The organism is Methanobrevibacter sp. (assembly GCF_045586545.1).
Taxonomy (GTDB): Archaea; Methanobacteriota; Methanobacteria; order Methanobacteriales; family Methanobacteriaceae; genus Methanocatella.
The window spans coordinates 1-22,228 of record NZ_JAZNAN010000028.1 but is presented as its reverse complement, the minus strand read 5'-3'; the positions used below and the strand labels follow the sequence as shown (position 1 = coordinate 22,228).

At 34.6% G+C, this 22,228-nt stretch carries 20 protein-coding genes and 6 tRNA genes; 14 read left to right on the top strand and 12 right to left on the bottom strand.

Translation table 11 applies throughout. From position 1 onward, the window contains the following. Positions 1–121: 121 nt before the first annotated feature. Positions 122–1,186 (bottom strand): UPF0104 family protein, encoded by a 1,065-nt coding sequence (locus ACKI3D_RS02595; RefSeq protein ID WP_407392067.1) that lies wholly within the window; start codon positions 1,184–1,186, stop codon positions 122–124. A 99-nt stretch (positions 1,187–1,285) separates the two neighbouring features. On the opposite strand from ACKI3D_RS02595, the gene ACKI3D_RS02590 reads away from it, so the two are divergent. Together ACKI3D_RS02590 and ACKI3D_RS02585 are read left to right on the top strand one after the other, a co-directional pair. Continuing rightward, positions 1,286–2,686 carry a TrkH family potassium uptake protein gene (locus ACKI3D_RS02590; protein ID WP_407392065.1) on the top strand — a complete coding sequence of 467 codons (1,401 nt, stop codon included), beginning with the start codon at positions 1,286–1,288 and terminating at the stop codon, positions 2,684–2,686. Between the two features lie 52 nt (positions 2,687–2,738). After that, positions 2,739–3,395 carry a potassium channel family protein gene (locus ACKI3D_RS02585; RefSeq protein WP_407392063.1) on the top strand — a complete coding sequence of 219 codons (657 nt, stop codon included), beginning with the start codon at positions 2,739–2,741 and terminating at the stop codon, positions 3,393–3,395. On the opposite strand, the gene ACKI3D_RS02580 is transcribed toward ACKI3D_RS02585, so the two are convergent. From ACKI3D_RS02580 to ACKI3D_RS02545, 8 genes are all read right to left on the bottom strand, one after another. Further along, on the bottom strand, positions 3,396–4,007 hold the full coding sequence (locus ACKI3D_RS02580) for an MBL fold metallo-hydrolase (RefSeq protein WP_407392061.1): 612 nt from the start codon (positions 4,005–4,007) through the stop codon (positions 3,396–3,398). Positions 4,008–4,066: 59 nt separating this feature from the next. Beyond that, positions 4,067–4,214, bottom strand: a tRNA-Trp gene (locus ACKI3D_RS02575). A gap of 56 nt (positions 4,215–4,270) precedes the next feature. Beyond that, the gene (hjc, locus tag ACKI3D_RS02570) at positions 4,271–4,678 is read right to left on the bottom strand and encodes a Holliday junction resolvase Hjc (protein WP_407392059.1); all 408 of its coding nucleotides are present in this window, start codon (positions 4,676–4,678) and stop codon (positions 4,271–4,273) included. A 110-nt stretch (positions 4,679–4,788) separates the two neighbouring features. Then, positions 4,789–4,861: transfer RNA gene (locus tag ACKI3D_RS02565), tRNA-His, on the bottom strand. 31 nt (positions 4,862–4,892) lie between these two features. Beyond that, a tRNA-Leu gene (locus tag ACKI3D_RS02560) sits at positions 4,893–4,975 on the bottom strand. Between the two features lie 58 nt (positions 4,976–5,033). After that, a tRNA-Glu gene (locus tag ACKI3D_RS02555) sits at positions 5,034–5,108 on the bottom strand. A 28-nt stretch (positions 5,109–5,136) separates the two neighbouring features. Further along, positions 5,137–5,210 (bottom strand) — tRNA-Ile (locus ACKI3D_RS02550). A 5-nt stretch (positions 5,211–5,215) separates the two neighbouring features. Next, a tRNA-Asn gene (locus tag ACKI3D_RS02545) sits at positions 5,216–5,288 on the bottom strand. 191 nt (positions 5,289–5,479) lie between these two features. Here ACKI3D_RS02545 and ACKI3D_RS02540 point away from each other — a divergent pair. The 8 genes from ACKI3D_RS02540 to ACKI3D_RS02505 all read left to right on the top strand — a co-directional run bounded on the left by ACKI3D_RS02540 (position 5,480) and on the right by ACKI3D_RS02505 (position 13,832). Next, on the top strand, positions 5,480–6,460 hold the full coding sequence (locus ACKI3D_RS02540; RefSeq protein WP_407392057.1) for a radical SAM protein: 981 nt from the start codon (positions 5,480–5,482) through the stop codon (positions 6,458–6,460). Positions 6,461–6,627: 167 nt separating this feature from the next. After that, complete coding sequence (gene gatB, locus ACKI3D_RS02535; protein ID WP_407392055.1) at positions 6,628–7,980, top strand: Asp-tRNA(Asn)/Glu-tRNA(Gln) amidotransferase subunit GatB; 1,353 nt, start codon at positions 6,628–6,630, stop codon at positions 7,978–7,980. Between the two features lie 14 nt (positions 7,981–7,994). Next, entirely contained in the window at positions 7,995–8,801 is an 807-nt protein-coding gene (locus ACKI3D_RS02530; protein WP_407392053.1) for a CBS domain-containing ParB/RepB/Spo0J family partition protein, read from the top strand. Then, on the top strand, positions 8,802–9,089 hold the full coding sequence (gene hisE, locus ACKI3D_RS02525) for a phosphoribosyl-ATP diphosphatase (protein WP_407392051.1): 288 nt from the start codon (positions 8,802–8,804) through the stop codon (positions 9,087–9,089). A gap of 12 nt (positions 9,090–9,101) precedes the next feature. Next, positions 9,102–9,869: an ABC transporter permease gene (locus ACKI3D_RS02520; protein ID WP_407392049.1), complete on the top strand. Its 768-nt coding sequence runs from the start codon at positions 9,102–9,104 to the stop codon at positions 9,867–9,869. A gap of 12 nt (positions 9,870–9,881) precedes the next feature. After that, entirely contained in the window at positions 9,882–10,748 is an 867-nt protein-coding gene (locus ACKI3D_RS02515) for an ABC transporter ATP-binding protein (RefSeq protein ID WP_407392047.1), read from the top strand. A gap of 9 nt (positions 10,749–10,757) precedes the next feature. After that, positions 10,758–11,276, top strand: coding sequence for a hypothetical protein (locus tag ACKI3D_RS02510; protein WP_407392045.1), 519 nt, complete (start codon positions 10,758–10,760; stop codon positions 11,274–11,276). A gap of 12 nt (positions 11,277–11,288) precedes the next feature. Next, positions 11,289–13,832: a CDP-glycerol:glycerophosphate glycerophosphotransferase gene (locus ACKI3D_RS02505; RefSeq protein WP_407392043.1), complete on the top strand. Its 2,544-nt coding sequence runs from the start codon at positions 11,289–11,291 to the stop codon at positions 13,830–13,832. On the opposite strand, the gene ACKI3D_RS02500 is transcribed toward ACKI3D_RS02505, so the two are convergent. Beyond that, a complete protein-coding gene (locus ACKI3D_RS02500) occupies positions 13,821–14,381 on the bottom strand; it encodes a GNAT family N-acetyltransferase (protein ID WP_407392041.1) in 561 nt (186 codons plus the stop codon). The genes ACKI3D_RS02505 and ACKI3D_RS02500 overlap by 12 nt on opposite strands. A 1-nt stretch (position 14,382) precedes the next feature. Continuing rightward, a complete protein-coding gene (gene larB / locus ACKI3D_RS02495) occupies positions 14,383–15,144 on the bottom strand; it encodes a nickel pincer cofactor biosynthesis protein LarB (RefSeq protein ID WP_407392039.1) in 762 nt (253 codons plus the stop codon). Between the two features lie 55 nt (positions 15,145–15,199). Here larB and hypF point away from each other — a divergent pair, with 55 nt between their 5' ends. Beyond that, entirely contained in the window at positions 15,200–17,440 is a 2,241-nt protein-coding gene (gene hypF, locus ACKI3D_RS02490; RefSeq protein WP_407392037.1) for a carbamoyltransferase HypF, read from the top strand. A gap of 29 nt (positions 17,441–17,469) precedes the next feature. Here the strand turns inward: hypF and ACKI3D_RS02485 are convergent, their stop codons facing one another. Further along, positions 17,470–18,045, bottom strand: a complete 576-nt coding sequence (locus ACKI3D_RS02485) for an ArsR/SmtB family transcription factor (protein ID WP_407392035.1) — start codon at positions 18,043–18,045, stop codon at positions 17,470–17,472. Positions 18,046–18,288: 243 nt separating this feature from the next. On the opposite strand from ACKI3D_RS02485, the gene ACKI3D_RS02480 reads away from it, so the two are divergent. The 3 genes from ACKI3D_RS02480 to dnaJ all read left to right on the top strand — a co-directional run bounded on the left by ACKI3D_RS02480 (position 18,289) and on the right by dnaJ (position 22,035). Next, positions 18,289–18,840 carry a nucleotide exchange factor GrpE gene (locus ACKI3D_RS02480; protein WP_407392033.1) on the top strand — a complete coding sequence of 184 codons (552 nt, stop codon included), beginning with the start codon at positions 18,289–18,291 and terminating at the stop codon, positions 18,838–18,840. A gap of 43 nt (positions 18,841–18,883) precedes the next feature. Then, the gene (gene dnaK / locus ACKI3D_RS02475) at positions 18,884–20,761 is read left to right on the top strand and encodes a molecular chaperone DnaK (protein WP_407392031.1); all 1,878 of its coding nucleotides are present in this window, start codon (positions 18,884–18,886) and stop codon (positions 20,759–20,761) included. A 131-nt stretch (positions 20,762–20,892) separates the two neighbouring features. Continuing rightward, positions 20,893–22,035, top strand: coding sequence for a molecular chaperone DnaJ (dnaJ, locus tag ACKI3D_RS02470; protein WP_407392029.1), 1,143 nt, complete (start codon positions 20,893–20,895; stop codon positions 22,033–22,035). Positions 22,036–22,228: the final 193 nt, after the last annotated feature.

Here is a 22,228-nt window from a genome sequence, read left to right as displayed (position 1 = left end):
CTGGGACAGGGAGGATAGCACGGTAATTCTACTCTCATGGGAGAGTATCAGCCCGTGAAGTAAGAATCCTCGACTTCTACAAAGTCGAGGTAGTTCAACATGAAAAGTAATTTTTTTAAAACTAATCTTCAGCAATTTCCTGTTCGAGAGATTCCTGAAGTTCTTCAGTTGACGAATTAAATGAAATCTTATCTAAAATTGAAGAACCATAATGAGGCAAAATGACCATTCCTAAAATAGTAGCCATCCAAAATGAAATTAACCTTTCAATAACGGTAGCTGCAGCACTGATTGATGTTGTTATTCCTGCAGCGGAGTAAAACAGAATCATGATACCGTCAACAGCTCCAAGGCCTCCTGGAAGAAGAGGAATCATACCTGCAAGACAAGCCAATATAAATACCTCTCCAATGACAACAGGACTTACATTGGCGCCAAAAGCTAAAAATACGAAATAGACTCTTAAAATCTCAAAAATCCAGATTACAAAAGACAATGGAAGCGCATAATACATTACATTTTTATTATAGATGACAAGTTTCATTGTATCCTGGAAACCTGAAATGACATTGTGGATTCTGTCTTCGAATTCTGGAGAATTTTTCTTGTAAAATCTTCTGACAAGACCAATGATCCATCCATCAACCCTTTTTCCAAATTTAGGATTTATTGACATGTAGATTATTAAAATTAAAAGTGCCACAATAGCTATAACGGCCAAAATCATTACAATAAGTAACCATAAGTCAAAATCAAAATAAAAAGTCATTCCTATAATGGTAAGAACTGCCAATACGACAAACGGAAATGTATCTAATGCTCTATCAGCAACAACAATAGCAAATGTTTCTTCCATAGGATAGTCTTCTTCCCTTGCCAGGATATAAGCTCTTACCGGCTCTCCACCACCACGTCCGGATGGAGTGATATTGTTTACTGCAAGGCCTACCAATATCATTGGAAGCAATTTCTTAATGCCAACATTAATATCCGCCAGATTATTTAGGATTTTCCAACGTAATGTGTATAAATAATAAGTAAAAATCTGCATGGCAATAGCTACGCCAATCAATTCCAAATTAGCTATTTTCAAAGCAGCTATAACGTTTTCTATACCTACAAAGTATAACATTACTATTAGGATGACGATACTTAATCCCATGAAAAATGCTGACTTTTTATCCATAATTTATATTAGGTTTGCCATTATTAATATAAATTTATATAGATATTTATTCAAATCATTAGAATAATGAGGTATATTTCTAAAAATGATATAAGCATTGTGGCGGCAAACTCCGCAAATTTAATGATAGCAATTGGAGCAATGTGCCTAATTCCACTAATATTTGATTTAGTCTATCAGGAGTTTTACATTATTAATTTTTTAATTCCTGCCGCAATTTCAATCGGTTTAGGTTATGCTATTAAATTATACTTTAAAAAATACGAAAGTAAAAAAATAAAACTTAAACATGGGATGATGATTTCCTCATTTGCATGGTTATGGGCCAGTTTAATTGGAGGACTTGTTTTCATGCTTGCAACAGAATTGCCATTACTAGATGGTGTTTTTGAAAGCATGACCGCCCTGACAGGTACTGGAATGACCATGTTTGCCGATGTCGAAATATTGCCTCACAGCATATTATTTTTTAGAGCTTTTGAACAATGGGTTGGTGGTTTGGGAGTTGTTGTTATGGTTTTAACTGTTTTGAATAGTAGGGGATCAATATCCTCAAAACTTTACCATTCCGAAGCACGTGAGGAACGTATAAAACCAAGTGTTGGAGCAACTCTGCGAGAAACCATGAAGATTTATGCAATTTATACCCTTGCAGGAATCATTTTATATTTACTGGCCGGAATGCCTCTGTTTGACTCAATCTGCAATACGTTCTCCATTATTTCAACTGGAGGGATGAGTATTAAAAATGCAAACATGGGATTCTACCATGACGACGTGATTTACTTTATTTCAATAGTTTTAATGATTTTAGGAGCAACAAGCTTTTTAGTTCACCATAAAGTTATCTCAACAAAAGGAAAATCATTAATTGAAGATTTACAGTTTAAAATAATCATTTGTGTTATAGCATTTGTAACATTGATGTTATACTTTGTTTCAAACCTAGTGCCAATGGAAATATTATTTACTGTAGTATCTGCAATTACAACAACCGGAGCTAGTGTTGCATCCCCACAGACCATGGCCGGATGGCCACCATTCGTAATAATATGTCTAATGTGTTTAATATTAACAGGAGGGTCAAACGGTTCAACAGTAGGTGCAATCAAACTCGTTAGAATGATAACATTCTTCAAAGGAATATACAGACATGTCAGAGAAATTCTATCCCCCGAAGGTAGAGTTGTACCTATTAAATTAAACGGAAATCTAGTGCCTGAAAAATCAATATCCCAGGCAGGAAACTTTATTACCCTCTATATGATGTTTATTCTATTTACATGGGCATTGTTCTGTCTTTTCGGGTATGACCCATTCAGAAGTTTATTCGCAGCAATGTCTCTTCAAGGTAACAACGGTTTAGAACTTGGTATAATTAATCAGTCCCTCCATCCTGCCCTAAAAATAGTTGGCATATTTGATATGTGGACTGGAAGAATAGAAATATACCCTGTGCTGATTACTCTTAGAGCATTTTTTGAAATCTTTAAAAGATAAATTTATAATGTATAAAAATAAATATTGATTAGTTAATGTTAAGGTGATACTTATGGGCAAGTATGTGATTATTATGGGAGGAGGTCGTGTCGGACTTTCCCTTGCAAATTTATTGATTGATGAAGGATATGACATTACCCTCATTGAAAGTGATGAATCCATATGTAATGATATTGCAGGAGACCTTGATGCATTAGTCATACATGGAAACGGAACTGAATCAAAAGTGCTTGAAGAATTGAATGCGGATGATGCGGAATATTTCATTGCAACAACCGGTAGTGATGAAGCAAACCTGCTTTCATGCATTTTAGTTAAAAAATTTGATGTTGAGCATGTTATTGCACGTGTAAGTAATCCTGACCACGAAGAGGCATTCAAAGAAGTTGGAATTGAAAGAGTAATAAGTCCTGAAAGAGCTGCCGCCGCACAATTGATGAAAGTTGTAACCAGGCCGAATGCTGCAGAATTGATGACACTTGGTAAAGGGGACGCTGAAATCGTCGATATGACAATAACAAACGACAAGGTAGTTGGAAAACGCTTCAAAGACGTTTCCCCAACAAAAGACTTTATTATTATATCCACTTATCAGAAAGGAAAACTTGTCATCCCACAACCTGACAACACCATCAGTCATGGAGAAAAAGTGTCCGTCCTCATTAAAAGAGGAAAATACGAAAAAGTGTCTAAAAAATTACATAATTAGTTATAGATAGGAATAAGACAATCTTATATGGTCTTTTCCATTCTTTTCCACTATTGGACCATGACCGGGATAGATGTTTTTAACATCCAATTCCATTAATTTTTCAACGCTGTTTTTCATATCCTGGTAATTTCCACCGATGTCCATTCGACCAACACCTCCGCCGGCGAATATGGTATCACCAGAAATTAAGTTTTCACCATCCCAAAGGCAGATTCCGCCGCTGGTGTGGCCAGGAGTGTGAATCACTTCAAAATCCTCAATCTTATCTCCTTCTTCGAGTTCAATGTCAACTCTAGAATTATTAATACCCTCAAAACCAAAAGCAGAACCTGCAGTACCTAGTGTATCCTCATTTCTAATCGAAATTGCATCTAACTTATGAACAGCGATTTTAGCATTCGGGAAAAAGTGATTGCCCCCAATATGGTCAAAATGACAGTGAGTATTTACAACCAATTCAATGTCATCCGGTTCAACACCATTTTCGCGAAGTTTAGAGAACAAATAATCTTTATTTTGGCCTGCACCAGTATCTACAAGAATATTGTCATTGATTAAATAACAATTTGAATCATAGTTAAATCCCATAATAAAAACAATGTCTGACATAAAAGATAGTATCTATTAAAAAGTAATTAAAATTTTTGAAAAAAAGATAAGTATAAAAATGGGGTCACAGGGATTTGAACCCCGATCCTGGGATTTCTCTTGCCTCAGTACTCCAATTGTTCATCACAACAGGTACTGCTCAGTTACGCGTATATTTCTTCAAAGACAACTGGAGTCCCAGATGATGCCAGGTTACACCATAACCCCACACATAACATACTATAATAAATTTATTTTAATAATATATAAAGATTACCATCAATTTAGAATTTCATTTGTATATCGATTCCAGCTATTTCATCGATTTCCAAACCTTTTTCCAAGGCATAGTCCTTTTCAACTTTGTAATTACCATTTTTAGTGCGCGGAGTGTTGTTAGGTTCTAAAAAAAGCCATTTTGTATATTTGAATCTAACTCCAATGTATGGTTTGGCTCCGAATATTTTAGAAAAATTGCATAAGTCATCAATTTGGGCCGCATCAATATATACCTTATCCTTGGTGGTTGTCTTGACCTCAATAGCCAAATAAATTTTGCCGTTTCCAGCCAAAACATCAGGCAAAGGCCTTTTGGTAGCTCCCCCGGATGCCGGAGCCCTCATGGCTGCAAAATTTCGCTCCCAAAGTTTATGCACCAAATCCCTTTCTTCAGCTGATCCCTTCTTTGCCATAATAACACTATCTAAAAAATATTTCAATTAATAATTTTCAGTTTAATAATATATAAAAGCAAGGTGAGAGCATTTGTAAAGTAATCAGAAAAAAACAGTTTTATAAAAGAGGCCGGAGCCGAGATTCGAACCCGAGTCCCGGGATCCACAGTCCCGGAGGATGACCACCTACCCTACCCCGGCAGATATACAAATAAAATAAAAATCGTTAAAATGCGGGAGCAGGGATTTGAACCCTGGTAGACCTGCGTCAACAGGTCCTAAGCCTGTCCCCTTTGGCCTCTCGGGCACCCCCGCTTATGAAAAACAAAGGATACAATAGAAACCATTAAAAATCTTAACAATTTTATAAAAATGCTCCGGCCGGGATTTGAACCCGAGTCTTCGGCTCGAAAGGCCGAAATGATTGGCCGGACTACACCACCGGAGCATACAAATACATAAAGTTTTAGTCAACATGGGCCCAATGGGGTTCGAACCCATGACCTTCCGGTTATGAGCCGGACGCTCTACCTGGCTAAGCTATGGGCCCAAAAGCGCCGTCGACAGGGCTCGAACCTGTGACCAATCGGTTAACAGCCGAACGCTCTACCTACTGAGCTACGACGGCATGTGACACCCATCTAACTTAACCAAATAAAACCCATGATAAAAATCAAAAGACTTTAAACAGTAATGATAATTATGCATACCTTAGTATATAAACCTTTTGATTTTTTGAACTTATTCCCAAATAAAATCAGTTCTATAAATAAATTAATTGCAACTACTATATAAAGTTTAAGACCCTAATATTAAAACATGGAAACTAACATATTCGACTTAATAAAAAATGCCAATGAGGTTACTTTAAAAAACCATGGCAATTTAATTACACTTGAAAGGGCAGTATTCCTATCCTGGTGGTGCGATAAGGGAGACTGTGCATTCTGCTACATGTCCACACAAAAAAATAAGATTAAAGATCCCTCTAAAGCTCGAAGAAACATTTACAACATCTATGCAGAAGCTGAAATGTGCAAACGTCTCAACTGGAACATTGAATTCCTATCAGGAGGATATGAATCATTCACTACACAGGAAATTAAAGAGATAGCTACCACAATCAAAGACATTACCGGCGATGGAGTTTGGTTGAATACTGGAATTACCGATGAGCTAGATGAATATGGTAGTGAAATTACCGGAATTACCGGTGCTGTTGAAGTGGCCAATCCCGAAATTCACAAAAGAGTTTGTCCGTCAAAAAAATTGGAAGATATAAGTCACATGTTAGATGTTGCAGGAGATTTGGGATTTAAAAAGGCAATAACAATAATTTTAGGCCTTGGCGAAACATTAGATGATGCGCAATATATTATAGATTACATTAGAGACCATAAAATTGACAGAGTCATTTTCTATTCCTTAAACCCGCACAAAGAAACTATCTATGCAAATTCATCCCAGCCGGCTTCACTTTACTATGCGCAGGTTGTAGCGCAGGTTAGATTGGCATTTCCGGATATTGAAATTATCTGCGGAACCTGGATTGACAATTTGGCAAATATCGGAATATTGATCTTAAGCGGTGCAAACGGAATAACCAAATTCCCATTGTTCAAAATGTTTGGAACAAAATACGGTAAAAGAGTTGAAGAAGAGGTAAAATGGGCCGGTCGTGAACTTAAAGGAACCTTTACTGATAAAAACATGTTAGGTCCTGAAAAAAGTGAAGTTTCACCAGATTTGGATAAATTTATTAAAAGATATATCAAAGAATCACTGAAAAACAAATATTAATTTTTTCCTAAAAAACTTCACCAATCTTATTTTGAATTTAAAAAATTTGTAAAACTCAAAAATTTATCCTAATTCCAAAAATATTTATTAATGTATTTAGACATATACTTTAATAATATAAATTATTATAAACTCTAGGAGGAATTACTATTAGTGACGATGTCGACATGATGTGCGGACTTGAAATTCACGTACAATTAGAAACTGATTCAAAATTATTCTGTGATTGTCCTACAAATTATCAGGACGCACCTGCCAATACAAACATCTGCCCCGTTTGTTTAAATCAGCCAGGTGCAAAACCACACCCAACCAATGAACAAGCATTAGAAAATGCAATAATGATTGCTTTGATGCTTAATTGTGAAATTGACCAGAATGTAACTTATTTTATGAGAAAACATTACGATTATCCGGATTTACCATCAGGTTACCAAAGAACTTCAGTGCCAATTGGAATTAAAGGTGAATTGAATGGAATTAGAATAAGGGAAATTCACGTTGAAGAAGACCCTGGACAATATAAACCAGATTTGGGTACCGTCAACTTCAACCGTTCCGGAATTCCATTGGTTGAAATTGTTACAGAACCTGACATTAAATCCCCTACTGAAGCAAGAAGATTCTTAAATGAATTGATTCGTGTTTTACAATACAGTGGAGCTGCTCGTGGTGAAGGTACAATGAGAGCTGATGTAAACATTTCCATTAACGGAGGAAACAGAGTGGAAATGAAAAACATCAACTCCATCAAAGGAGCATACAAAGCTTTGAACTACGAACTCATCAGACAAAAAAATGTTGTTAAAAGAAATGGTGTTGTCAAACAAGAAACCCGTGCATTCATTGAAAATACAGGCTCTACAAAACCTATGAGGTTAAAAGAGGACGCTGATGATTACAGATTCATTACCGATCCGGATTTGCCTCCAATGAAAATTGCTGATGAAACAATTGATAAAGTTGCTGAAATAATGCCTGAAGCACCACACAATAAAGTGAAAAGATTTGTAAGCGAGTATAAAGTTGATGAAGAAACTGCAAAAGTATTGACTTCCGAAATTGACTTGTCTATTGCTTATGAAGAAGTTGCAAAAGAAGTTGACCCTGTATTTGCAGGAAAATGGATGAGAGATGAGCTTAAAAGAGTTTTATCCTATAACAAATTGGATTATGCAGAAAGTGGAATCAGCGCACAGGACCTGATTGAACTGTTTAACATGATTCAGAATAAAGAAATAACCACCAAAGCCGGTCAAAGAATTATTGAACAAATGCCAAACAACGAAAAATCCCCTAAAGCTATTGCTGAAGAATTAGGATTGCTTGGTGTTGTTAAAGATGATGAAGTATTGGCTGCGGTAAAACAGGCAATCGATGAAAATCCAAAAGCAGTTGACGATTACTTAGGTGGTCAAAAAGCATCACTTAACTTCTTAGTCGGACAAGTAATGAGAATTACCCGTGGTAAAGCTGACCCTGGTGAAACTGTAAAACTGTTAAAAGAAAATATTGAATAAACGAGGGAAACAACATGGGTGAGAAAAAATCTTATGTAAAAGATTACATGACAAAAAATGTAATTAGTGTTTCTCCTGAAACAAAAACTGAAGAGATAATTACATTAATGAAAAAAAGTCACCACAACAGTTATCCTGTCGTTAAAGGCGAACAATTAGTTGGAATGGTAACTTCATTCGATATTATTGTTAAAGACGCAGCAGAAACCGTTGAAGGCATAATGACAACTAACCTAGTAGTCGCTAACAAAAATTTATCCATAAACGATGCATCAAGAGTAATGTTTAGAAGAGGTATTTCAAGAATGCCTGTTGTAGACGATGACGGTCACCTAGTAGGAATTATTACCAATACAGATATGGTCCGATCCCACATTGAGAGGTCAACTCCTAATAAAGTAGAATATTTCAAAAACACCCTAGAACAATTATACGGAATCAAAACAACTTTAAGGCATATGCGTGTCGAAACTAATAAATTAAGGCCTACTCAGGATAGGGTTTATGCTGATGAACTTGAAGGCAGAACCTATGAATTGGAAAGGGGATTGGCAGAACCTGCTATTGTTGTAAAAACTGGAGACAGATGGATTTTAGTTGATGGGCATCATAGGGCAGTAGCCTCATCACAAAAAGGATATGAAACCGTAGACTCCTATGTTATTGATTTAGGTCAGGACATCAAATTAGGTATGGAAAAAACAGCAGATAAAGCAGGAATAAAAACATTTGATGACATCGAAATAATTGATGACGACAAACATCCTCTAATTGCTCTTACAGAAAGTTTACAGGATCAAGAATCAAAAAGGGATGATTGAATGAGTGATGAAATCATAAGAGAAGTATATTCCGTTCTAGAGTCACGTCGTGACAATCCTATTGATTCTTATACCTCAAAAATCATGCAAGACAGCGACAAAAAAGCAGAAGACAAAATTCTTGAAAAAATAGCAGAAGAAACAGGAGAAGTACTTATTGCTTCTAAAAATGACGAAAATTTAGTATATGAATCTGTTGATTTGATATTTCACACACTTTTACTGTTGGTCTATAAAGGTGTGGAGCTTGATGAAGTATTTGATGAATTTGCTAGAAGAAGAAAATAATTGGTCGTAACTATGTTTGATACATTCGCAGAAAAGAAATTTCTATTAAAGGAATTAGTTAAAAAGGATTTATTTGCAAAATATAAAGATTCCGCTTTAGGCGTAATCTGGAGTTTTCTTAATCCGCTTTTAATCATGATTGTATTTACGGCGATTTTCTCAGCAATTTTCAGCAAACAGATTGAAAATTTCCCAGTTTACTTTTTATGTGGACGTTTAGTGTATGATTTCTTCAATTCAGGTACAAAAACTGCAATGAGGTCCATTAAACGGAATGCAAGTTTATTGAAAAAGATTTATATTCCAAAACACATGTTTACAGTAAGTGCCGTTTGTTATGAATTTGTGAATTTCCTGATATCATTCGTGATATTGTTTGGAGTAATGATAGTTACCGGTGCACCATTCCACCCTACAATGATTTATGCAATTATACCAATTACATTGTTAGTTATCTTAATATTTGGTGTCGGATTAATTTTAGCAGTGTGCAACACTTACTTTACTGATATCGGACATTTATACAACGTATTTACCATGTTGTTAATGTATTCCTCTGCATTGTTTTATCCAATGGAGATTGTTCCGGCTACAGTTCAGAGAATATTTACATTGAATCCTGTTTACTCAGCAATTGCATGTATGAGAGAGTGCATGGCATATGGAATCGTGCCGAATATAGCTAGATTATCCTATCTTGCAGCATTTGCATTTACAGTATTCTTTGTTGGAATTCTATTATTCAGCATTTATGATAAAAGATTAGCATTGGAGATTTAAGGGGAGATTAAGTTGAGCATAACTACACGTATTAAAAATTTTTTAAGACCGGAAGAAGCCCTGAAATCACAAGCGGTTATTGAAGAAAATGTTGCTATTGATATAGAACATGTGGCAATGGAATTTAAAGTTTCAAAAGATAAAATTGATACATTAAAGGAATATTTCATCAGAACAATCAAAAGAAACAAGACAGGCAATAAAAAAATCAGGATACTGGACGACATTACATTCAAAGTCTATAAAGGAGAAAGGGTAGGTATTCTTGGATTTAATGGAGCCGGAAAAAGTACATTATTAAAGATTATTTCTGGAATTTACGAACCAACAGAGGGAAGAGTAACTATAAACGGCAAAATAGCTCCATTATTGGCCATTAGTGCAGGTTTTGATAAAAATTACAGCGGTAAAAACAATATCTTCTTAAATGCCGCTTTCTTAAGTATGGACGAAAACTACGTTAAAGAGAAATATGATGAAATCGTGGAATTTTCAGAACTCGGAGAATTTATTAATTACCCTGTAAAGAATTATTCGAAAGGTATGAGGGCGAAATTAGGATTTTCCGTTGCTACTCTCATGCAACCAGACATATTGATTATAGATGAAATCTTAGGCGTTGGAGACGTTAAATTCAGGAAAAAAAGTTCTGAAAAAATCAATTCCATGATGGAAGAGGGCGTTACCGTACTTCTCGTTTCACATTCAATAAAAAATGTTAAAAGAATATGTGACAGATGTGTCTGGATTGAAAACGGACGAATAGCTATGGAAGGAGATGCGGAAACCGTCTGTGACGCTTATCTTGAAAGTTCAAAAAGCACTAAAAAGAAGAAGAAAAAAAAGAAGAAAAAGAAAAAGAAAAAAAAGGAAGAATAAGGTTTTAAAATGGATAAACGATGGATATTATTAATTATAATCGCAATAGTTGGGATAAGTTGCATGTACAATATAGTTACCACTTCAACATCTATTGGCACTCCAATTACTAATTTAAATAAGTCTCTTGTGACAATTCCTGATGACTACGGTATTGGAGATACAGATAAAAAAAGTGTAGAGATATACAACAAATCATGCGAAGAGGAAAAACTTTATATTGAGGATTTAGGTAAAGTAAATGAGTCTTTAGATAAATTTAATAGCAAACTAAATAAACTATCCCATGACAGCAATGTAAAGATTATTAAAAATTCAAGCAATTATACTGATGGGATTGATGTCCATAGCGTTTACTATCAAAAATTAGATAATCCTGATAAATATGAGTCAGTATCCTACATTACCTGCATTAATCATACATTCTACATTAAAATGTATGGATATGACGATTTGAATCAAATGGATTATCCGTTTAATTTTGTAGTTGATACATTACAACCAGATTACAAAAGATCACAGGATTAAGTTGGCGATAACTTGGAATTTAGTGTAATCATTAGCGCAAATAATCTAGAAAAAACAGAAAATACAATAAATTCCTTAATTAAACAAAGTTTAGATTTTAATGAATTTGTAGATGTAATAATCATCAACAATTCTAATAATGAGGATATTAAATCAATTTACGAAAAATACGCTGCAAAATATCCTCAAAATTTTAAATACGTTGAAAATAATGAAAGAAACCTAATATTATCTAAAAATGATGCATTGAACAATGCTGATGGAAGCTATCTGCTCTTTTTAACTAGTGGAGACACTCTTTCAAAAAATACAATTAAAGAAGTCTCAGAATTTTTTAATAAGAATAATGACTTGAATGTGATTGGAATCCCAATTCATTTTATTAAAGACCCTAAAAAAAATTATTGGTTTTACAATCGAATAAAAGAAACACAAATAATTGACTTGATTGAAAGTCCTGATTTGAATCCCTTATTTGGGCCTGCAAAATTCATAAGAAAAACTTCGATTAAAGATATCGCATTTGAAGATGTCATCGTTAGAGAGGATTTGCTGTTTGTAAATGAACTTCTAATTGAAAATCCTAAAATTGGATTTATAAACAGTGCAAAATGTGAAACACAGCTTGTTTTAGAAAAAAATCGATATTTGGAAGACTCACAAGCCGGCAAGGAATATTACATTAATTCTTCAGAAAGCTATTTTAAAATTCTAATTGACAAAAGCCTGGAAAAATACTCTGAAGTTCCTATTTTTATTCAAAATTCGCTTGCGGACAATATCAGAATAATGTTGGATGCTGAAAACACTGAAGAAATATTTGACGACGAAGAGGTTAATCGATTCAAATCTTCCATGAAAGATGTCTTAAAGTATGTTGATGATGAAGTCATATTAAAAAACAATAGTATGACCCTCTACTCAATAGTTCATGCATTTACTTTGAAATATGGTGAAATAAGTGATTCATTGCTTTCAAAAATTAACTTAAACACTGTTTTTATCGACACTTACAATATAGTTAATAATCAATTAAATGTTCTAGCCAATTTCCCGTCTATTTTCGATGTTAATGTTGATGTCTTTGTCAATGGTGAAAAAATTGATAAAAATGTGGTCAGGTTCCCTCAAAGGAGTGGAAATTATTTTAATTATACATATCTTAAAGATTATTCCTTCGAATTTTCCATTCCATTATCTAAAAAAACCAAATACGAACTTGAATTTAAATTAAATGGTGAAGCATTATCGATTGACTTTTCAAGACCTTGTAATTTCTCAAAAATTGTGGGATATGCAAAATCCAAGAATTATTTGAGCGTTTTAAAAGACGACAAGATTAACATAGAACATAAAACCACATTAAAATGGATCAAGCAAGAAGCTAAAGCACTGGTTAAAATGTTAAAAGATAAGGAACCTGGTTTTAAAGTTGGAATTCCATTTAGACTAATGTATATGGTAGGATATCCCTTCTTAAGAAATAAAAGAATATGGTTTTATATGGATTATCCAAACAGCGCGGATGACAACGGAATGCATATGTTCAAATATTCCCAGGATAAGGACAAGGACATAAAAAAATATTTTGTTTTAGCTAAAGACAGCAAAGATTATTCCAAAATGCAAAAAATAGGCAAACTTTTGCCTTACAAATCCATTAAGCATAGATTTTTAGGATTATTCGTTGAAAATATCATTACCTCACACCCTGATAATGGGATTATTTATCCGTTTTGGGGAACTTATCCTCATCTTGCAGGGTTATTGAAATCAAATACAATCTTTTTACAGCATGGAATTATTAAGGATGACATTTCCCCATGGCTGAATAAATTCAGCATGGATTTATCCCTATTGGTTACAAGTTCGCCACAGGAATATGAGTCAATTTTTGAAAATCCATACCATTATGATGAAAATGTTGTTCAAGTATTGGGATTGCCTCGATTCGATAATCTCAAAAATGAAGAAACCAAAAAACAGATTTTCATAATGCCCTCCTGGAGAAGACCATTAACCAACAAGACAAAAGAATTCATCAGCAAAACCGAATACTTCAATAGATTCAACTCATTAATCAACAATGAAAAAATGATCGAATTCTGTAAACAGCACGGTTATGAGATAATATTCAAACCTCATCCTAATGTGTATCAATACATTGACCTTTACGATACAAATGATTATGTTAAAATTGACTTTGATGAAATAGATTACCAAACAATATTCAACAATGCCGCATTGTTAATTACCGACTACTCATCTGTGGCCTTTGACTTTTCCTATCTCCACAAACCGATATTATATTATCAATATATGGATGATTATCATTTTGATGTTGCCAATGGATACTTTAAATACGAAACCATGGGTTTCGGTGAAGTATGCAGGGAAGAAAATGAAATTGTTGATTTGATTTGCGAGTATGTTGCAAATGACTGTAAAATTAAAGACAAGTATTCCAAACGGGTTGACGACTTTTTCTTCTATACCGATAAAAATAATTGTAAAAGAGTTTATGAGGCAATAAAAAATATCAATCTAAAGGATTAATTCCATATTGTGCATTCCCCTGACGAAGCTGCCAATTTTCACTTGCTTTTTATTGAATTCCTTAAAGCCGATTCTTTCATAGAGTTTGCGAGCTCCCTCATTTCTAAAATCTGCATCGATTGTTACTCTTTTGTATCCTTTAGATCTTGCATAGTCAATTACTTCTAAGATGACTTTTCTTCCCAGGCCTTGCCCTCTCATTTTCGGGTCAATTGCAATCTGTGCAAGGTACAAATCGTCATCGTTAATGTCACACAATACAAAATGGTCCAATATGTCGACGATAACCAATCTAGGGGACTTGAAATATAAATCATGGGAAGTTTTTGAGGTATATAGCATTAATAATCCGATAATATCATTCTCATCATCTAAAATAACATAAAACATGTCATCGGTTTTTTCCTTTTTGAAGTCTTTTGCAATGCATTCAATAGCTTTTTCTTCACTTTTAAAAAGCATGTCAAATGTTCTGAAGTCTACATCATAAAATAATTTAGCAACCTTGTAAACATCATGTATTCTAGGATTAAATACTTCATATTTCATTTTAATCACTATTTACTATTGTTAGGGCAAAAACTCCCGCACCAAAACCATTGTCGATGTTTACAACAGCAATCCCTGGAGCACATGACTGAAGCATTGCATCGAGTGCCACTCTGCCTCCTTCGCCAACACCATAACCTACAGATGTTGGAACGGCAATTACGGGCACGTCAACCAGACCCGCGACAACTGAAGGAAGAGCTCCTTCCATTCCTGCACATACAATAAATGCACGAACGCCTTCTTTTAACATATGAGCAATCTGAGGGAATAACCTATGAATTCCAGCAACTCCAATATCATATGATGTGATTGCTTCACATCCTCCTTCCTCTACAATCACTCTTGCTTCTTCAGCTATGTTAATGTCTGATGTTCCCGCAGTGATAATTCCAATTTTAGCAGCAGGTTCTTCTTTATTAATTTTCTTTCTAATAATAAGTATTTGAGCTCTCTTATTATACTCAAAAGTAGCTTCATTATCATCTAAATCATTCAATAATCTTTCATATCTGTCTTGAGATAATTTTGTAACGATTAGATTATCATCACTATTCTCAATGTATTTTTTAATAATTAAAAGTAAGTCTTCATAATCCTTACTTGGGGCAAAAATAGCTTCGGGAAACCCTGTTCTTTCATTTCTTTGAATATCCATCTTGGCAATATCATCGAATTCTAAAATATTATTTACTTTAAGCAAATGTTCTGCCTCATCAATATCAAGTTCTCCACTAACTAATCTTTCAAGAATCTCTTTCATAATATAATATATAAGATAAAATTATATAAAATTTAACTTACAATATTATAATTTAATGAATGCTTTAAAGATTTTAACACAAGGAATAGTCCAAGGCGTAGGATTTAGGCCATATGTATATAGGTTAGCGACTGACTTAAATCTAAATGGACATGTCAGGAACCTTGGAAATGTAGTTGAAATCATTGTTGAAGGTGAAAATACACAGAAATTTGTTGAAAGACTTCCAAATGAATTGCCCCCAATAGCTAAAATCAATTCTATGGAAGTTGAAGAAATTGATGTAAAAGATTATACTGATTTTGAAATTATAGAAAGCGGAGACTCATACTCCGGCATCAGCGTGATTCCACCAGACATTGCAATTTGCGACAAATGTCTGGCCGAAATTAGAAATCCTAATGACAGGCGATATAAATATGCATTTAACGCATGCACAGATTGCGGACCAAGATTTACCGTTATCGAAAGTGTTCCCTATGACAGGATTAGAACCTCAATGGATGAATTTCCATTATGCGACGACTGCCTTGTTGAATATAAAGAACCATTGAACAGACGTTACCATGGAGAGGCCATCTGTTGTAGTGATTGCGGGCCTCAAATGGAAATCTATGAAGGTTTGGAAAAAATTGATACCGATAATCCAATAAGACTTGGAGCCCAAAAATTAAAAGAAGGAAAGATACTGGCCATTAAAGGAATTGGAGGAACACACCTTGTCGTTGATGCATATAATGATGAAGCGATAAAAGAACTAAGAGACAGACTAAACCGTCCGAATCAGGCTTTTGCAGTAATGTGCAAGGATCTGGAAAGCCTGAAAAGATATGCCCAACTTACAGAAAAAGAAATTGAAACAATAACCTCCAACAAAAGGCCTATCGTCATATTAAAGAAAAAAGATAATTATCCATTCCCGGATAGCCTATCCCCCGGCCTTCACAATATTGGAGTGATGCTTCCATACTCTCCAATGCATTATCTGCTGTTTGATGAGGGAGATATCGATACCTATGTGATGACATCTGCAAATATCCCTGGCGAGCCAATGATGATTACCAATGAAGAAATCATTAATGGCGTTAATGATTACTCCTTAGTCCACAACCGAAAAATCCTAAATAGGTGTGATGATTCCGTTATCAGATTCAGAAACAATGAATTGTCCTTCATTAGAAGATCACGGGGATACACTCCAGAACCTTATACCATTAATTATGACGTTAATGACATTACTGTCCTTGCATTGGGTCCTGAGCTTGATGTGACATTCTCAATAGCTAAAGACAATATTGTTTATCCTTCACAGCATATTGGAAATACAAATAAACCAAAAACATTGAAATTTTTAAGAACCGCAATTGAGAATATGGAAAGAATTACAAAAATTAATGAATTTGACGTGATTGCATGTGATATGCACCCCCACTTCTTTACAACAAGACTTGCCCATGAACTGGCAGAAAAACATGATGCTCAAGTCCTTCCAGTGCAGCATCATCATGCTCATTCCGTTGCCCTTGCAAATGACTCCGCAATTGATGAGATGATTGTCATTGCCGCTGACGGAGTGGGTTTTGGAAGCGATGGGACAAGCTGGGGAGGAGAAATACTCTACACCAATATTAAAGATTTCGAAAGATTGGCTCACTTGCAGCCTCAGTTGATGCCTGGAGGAGATGTTGCGACAAAATATCCTGCTCGGATGCTTGCAAGTATCTTAAAAGATGAAGAATTAATTAAAAATTATTCCAATTACTTTAAATATGGTGAAATTGAAATTAAAAACATTTTCAAGCAGATTGATGCCGGAATAAATGTTGGAGTTACAACAAGTACCGGCAGAGTCCTAGATTCTATGGCAGTAGCTTTGGAAATTGCGCATGAAAGGACTTATGAAGGAGAATGCTCAATGAAGCTAGAATCTGCTGCTTATTATTCAACAAATAAATTGGAAATTCCTGTTATAATTGAAGACAATCAGTTAAATACAACTGAAATTCTACGTGAAGTTGTAAGACTGTACCAAAATGGAGAGAAAAAAGCTGATGTTGCAGCCGCAGGCCAAGTTGCGGTAGCCAGCGGTTTGAGTGAACTTGCTATTCAAGGCGCTTCTAAAAGAAATATTGAAGACATTGGAGCTACCGGAGGGGTATTTTACAACGAAGCTATTACTGATACCGTTAAGAACTATATTGAAAACAACGGTTTTAATTTTATACAGCACAAAAATACCTGTGCAGGAGATGGATCAGTTTCTCTTGGCCAAGCCATAATTGCTAAAAAAAAGTAAAAAAATGTTTGAAATGAATTCAAACAATATTATCTATTTTTCATGGTCCTTTCTAGGATATATTCTGCTCTTTCCAAAAGATTTCCATATAATCTTATTTGATTTCTCAACTCATCGATAGCTTCAAGTTGTCCATCATCGATTCTTCTTTCTATATCCAATAGTTTAGACCATTCGTCTCCTGATGGGAGTTGCAATGTATTGAGCATGTCGTCTGTGAATTTTACATCAAAATTATTTCTATTTATTGTAATATGGATGTTTACTTCATTCTGCAAATCATAATATTTACGTGGACGACCCCTTAAAATCTTTTTATAAGAAGAATTTAGAATACCTATATCTTCCATAGCACGTAAATGAGCAATAATCGCTTTTTGACCAATATCCAGCTCATTTGAGATTTCACTAACAAACATAGGTTCTTCCCTTAAAAGATTAATAATATCTCTTCTAGTCTTACAACCCATTACATCAAGGATATCCTCCACATCAATGTCATTGACTGGCTCATTGTATGTTCCTCTAAGTTCTATATGGCCTTTCGGTACATTGACATTTTTGTGGGATTTTTCATTTTTCTCAATGTCGTTTGTATTGCTCATGATTATACATTATATCGAAACCTTTATATAACTTTTTGTTACTATAATAATGTAGGAGAAAGATAACTTTTGGTTACTTTAATATTTGGTTCAGAAAAACTTAGCGTAATAACTCTTAAATGATGAACCATTTTCCTATATATCCATAAATTCCCAAAAACCAATGTTAAAAAACTAAAAGTTGAAAATCTCTGCCAGGAGTTATTACAAAAGTTTTTCAAAAAACCTAAAAAAGGTGTAGGTATGACTGATGAAAATAAGGGCGAAACTGAGGTTGAAGAACAAGATATACAAGAAATGTATGATGAACTTCTTGAAGAGTTAACCCTAAAGGATGAAGAGTTAACAAAAGTCAAAGAAGATCTTGAAAAACAAGAGGCTGAAACTCAAGAATATATCTCACTATCACAAAGACTTCAAGCAGACTTCGAAAATTTCAAAAAAATAACTGACAGAAGAAACAAGGAACTCGTCAAATTTGCAAATGAGAACGTAATAAAAGAGTTTTTAGATTGTTATGAAGACTTCGGTAGAGCTTTGGAAATAGAAAAGGATGAAGACTTAAGAGAAGGTGTAGAGCTCATCTACAATAAGTTCAAAGATGTATTGACAAAAGAAGGTGTTGAAGAAATTCCTGCTAAAGGAGAAAAATTTGACTTAAACAAACATGAAGCATTGATGGTTCAAGAATCAGAAGATGTTGAAAATGGATACATTATAGAAGAGCTGATGAAAGGCTACATGTACAAAGATAAAGTCCTTAAATATTCAAAAGTTATAGTCTGTAAAAAATAATGTTTATTAAATTAATTTATGTAAAAAAAATAAGGTGATAATTATGTCTGATACTAAAAAAGAAAAAATTATTGGAATCGATTTAGGTACAAGTAACTCCGCAGCATCCGTACTTGTAGGAGGTAAACCAACTACAATTCCATCTGCAGAAGGAGCAAGCCAATACGGAAAATCATTCCCAAGTTATGTTGCATTTGCCGAAGACGGTCAAATGTTAGTTGGAGAACCAGCAAGAAGACAAGCAGTAACCAACCCAGAAAACACTATCAGTGCAATTAAAAGAAGTATGGGTACCAATCACAAAGTTACTGTTAAAGGCAAACAATATTCCCCTCAAGAAATTTCCGCATTTATCTTGCAAAAAATTAAAAAAGATGCAGAATCCTTCTTAGGAGAACCAATTGAAAAAGCTGTAATTACCGTACCGGCATACTTTGACGACAACCAAAGGACTGCAACCAAAGATGCAGGAACCATTGCTGGACTTGATGTTGTAAGACTCGTAAACGAACCTACCGCAGCAAGCCTCGCATACGGTCTTGACAAAGCTGATGAAGATGACATGAACATTATGGTATACGATTTAGGTGGAGGTACCTTAGACGTAACCATTATGGAATTCGGTGGAGGAGTATTTGAAGTAAGATCCACAAGCGGAGACACCCAACTCGGTGGTACCGATATGGATAACGTATTGATTCAATACTTGGCCAATGAGTTCAAAGCCCAAGAAGGCATCGACTTGATGGATAACGATCAAGCAGTACAAAGATTAAGAGAAGCTGCTGAAAAAGCAAAAATCGAATTATCCACTACCACAACTACCGAAGTAAACTTGCCGTTCATTGCAATGGGTACTGACGGAACTCCTAAAAACTTAATCATTACACTTACAAGAGCAAAATTAGAAGAATTGGTTGACCACATTGTGGAAAAATCCGGTGGTCCAATGCAACAAGCATTAGATGACGCTAAAATGAGCAAATCTGAAATTGATAAAATTATCTTAGTTGGTGGACCTACCAGAATGCCAATCGTACAACAATTCGTTGAAAAATTCATAGGTAAACCAGTTGAACGTGGAATTGACCCAATGGAATGTGTATCAATGGGTGCAGCTATTCAAGGAGGAGTATTAGCTGGTGAAATTAAAGACATCGTTCTTTTAGATGTAACTCCATTATCCTTAGGTATTGAAACCTTAGGTGGAGTATCAACTACATTAATTGAAAGAAACACTACTATTCCTACCAAGAAAAGCCAAATTTTCTCCACTGCTGCAGATAATCAGCCATCTGTAGACATTAATGTTTTACAAGGGGAAAGAAAAATGGCAGCTGACAACACTTCACTTGGACGTTTCCAACTTGTAGGTATTCCACCTGCACCAAGAGGCGTTCCACAAATTGAAGTAACCTTCGATATTGATGCAAACGGTATTATTAATGTAACTGCTAAAGATAAAGGAACCGGTAAAGAACAAGCTATTACCATTACTTCCTCAACAAAATTATCTGATGAAGAAATTGAACAAAAGATCAAAGAAGCAGAAATGAATGCTGAAGCAGATGCAAAAAGACAAGAAGAAATCGAAATCAGAAACAATGCAGACTCCTTAATTTACACTTCAGAAAAAACTTTAGATGAACTTAAAGATCAAGTATCTGAAGATGACAAAACAAAAGTCGAAGGACTTGTTAAAGAATTAAGAGAACTTATAGCTGGCGATGATGTTGCTGCCATTAAAGAAAAGTCTGATGAATTATCTAATGTAATTCAAGAGATTGGTGCAAAAATATACCAACAAGCACAAGCTGAAGCTCAAGCTCAACAACAAGCAGGAGCAGACCCTAATGCTGGTGCACAAGACAACAATGATGATGACACAATTGATGCAGACTATGAAGTAAAAGACGATTAGATTAAATAATTAAGTTTTATGATTTGTTAGGTAACAACAAAATCAGAATCAGAATCAATTAATAAACTAACAATGAAATAAAACTATTATTTTTTCTATCTATTTTTTTAATTATTTTTTTAGGTGAGGAAATGGCAGAAAAGCGAGATTATTATGAAGTTCTTGGAGTAGATAAATCTGCTGATGAAAAGACAATTAAAAAAGCTTATCGTAACTTGGCAAGAAAATACCATCCAGACGTTTGTGATGAACCAGATGCTGAAGATAAGTTTAAAGAAGTAAGTGAAGCTTATGCTGTCTTGTCTGATGATGAAAAACGTCAAAGATATGACCAATTCGGTCATGCTGGAATGGACGGATTTACTGCAGAAGATTTCTATCAAAACATAAACTTTGAAGATATTTTCCAAGGATTTGATATTGGAAATATTTTTGACATATTCGGTTTTGGTGGAGGAAGTCGCAGCCGTGGAAGAACCGGTCCTCAAAGAGGTTCAGATATTTACACTGAAATTCCAATTACATTAGAGGAAGCATTCCAAGGATGCGAAAAAGAAATCAAAATTACAAGAAGTGAATTATGTCCAACATGTCACGGATCTAAATCAAAACCAGGTTCTGACCCTGCAACATGTCCAAAATGTGGCGGAACCGGCCAAATCAAAGAAGTGAGCAACACATTCTTAGGGCAAATGGTTAATGTAAGAGCATGTAGGGAATGTGGCGGAACTGGTAAGATTATTACTGACCCTTGTGAAGACTGTCATGGTAGAGGAAGTAAAAGAAAATCAAAAACAATTAAAATCGAAATCCCTGAAGGAGTTAATGAAGGCAACCATTTAAGAGTTTCTGGTGAAGGAAACTGTGGTGAAGCCGCAGGCCTTGAAGGAGATTTGATTGTTACTGTCCACATTAAAAAACATAAACGATTCGTGCGTGAAGGAGACCACTTATATTTAGACCAACAAATCAGTTTCCCTCAAGCAGCACTTGGAGACTTAATCAGCATTCCAACAATTGAAGGAAAAGAAGTTGAGTTTAAAATTACTCCTGGAACACAAAGTGAGACTGTTTACAAACTTAGAGGTCAAGGTATGAACTCAGTTAGGCACAATGGTAGAGGAAACCTGTATGTAACAGTTAAAGTTGTTGTTCCTAAGAAATTAAATCAAAAACAAAAAGACTTGCTTAAAGAATTCTCCGAAATCAGCGGAGATGAAATTAAACATGTCGAAAAAGGACTCTTTGATAGGGTCAAAGATGCAATGAAGTAAGTTAGTAGTTACTAATTTACTCTTTTTTCTATTTTTTTCAAAATTTTATTCTTCAAATATTAGAATTTCTAGTCCAATTTTTCTATCAATATAATTAAATGAAGACATGGTTAAATTATATGAAAAGGATTTTTGATTAAAATAATTAGTCGTGCTTTAAAGAATTTTAAATATATATTCTAAAAATAGTCAT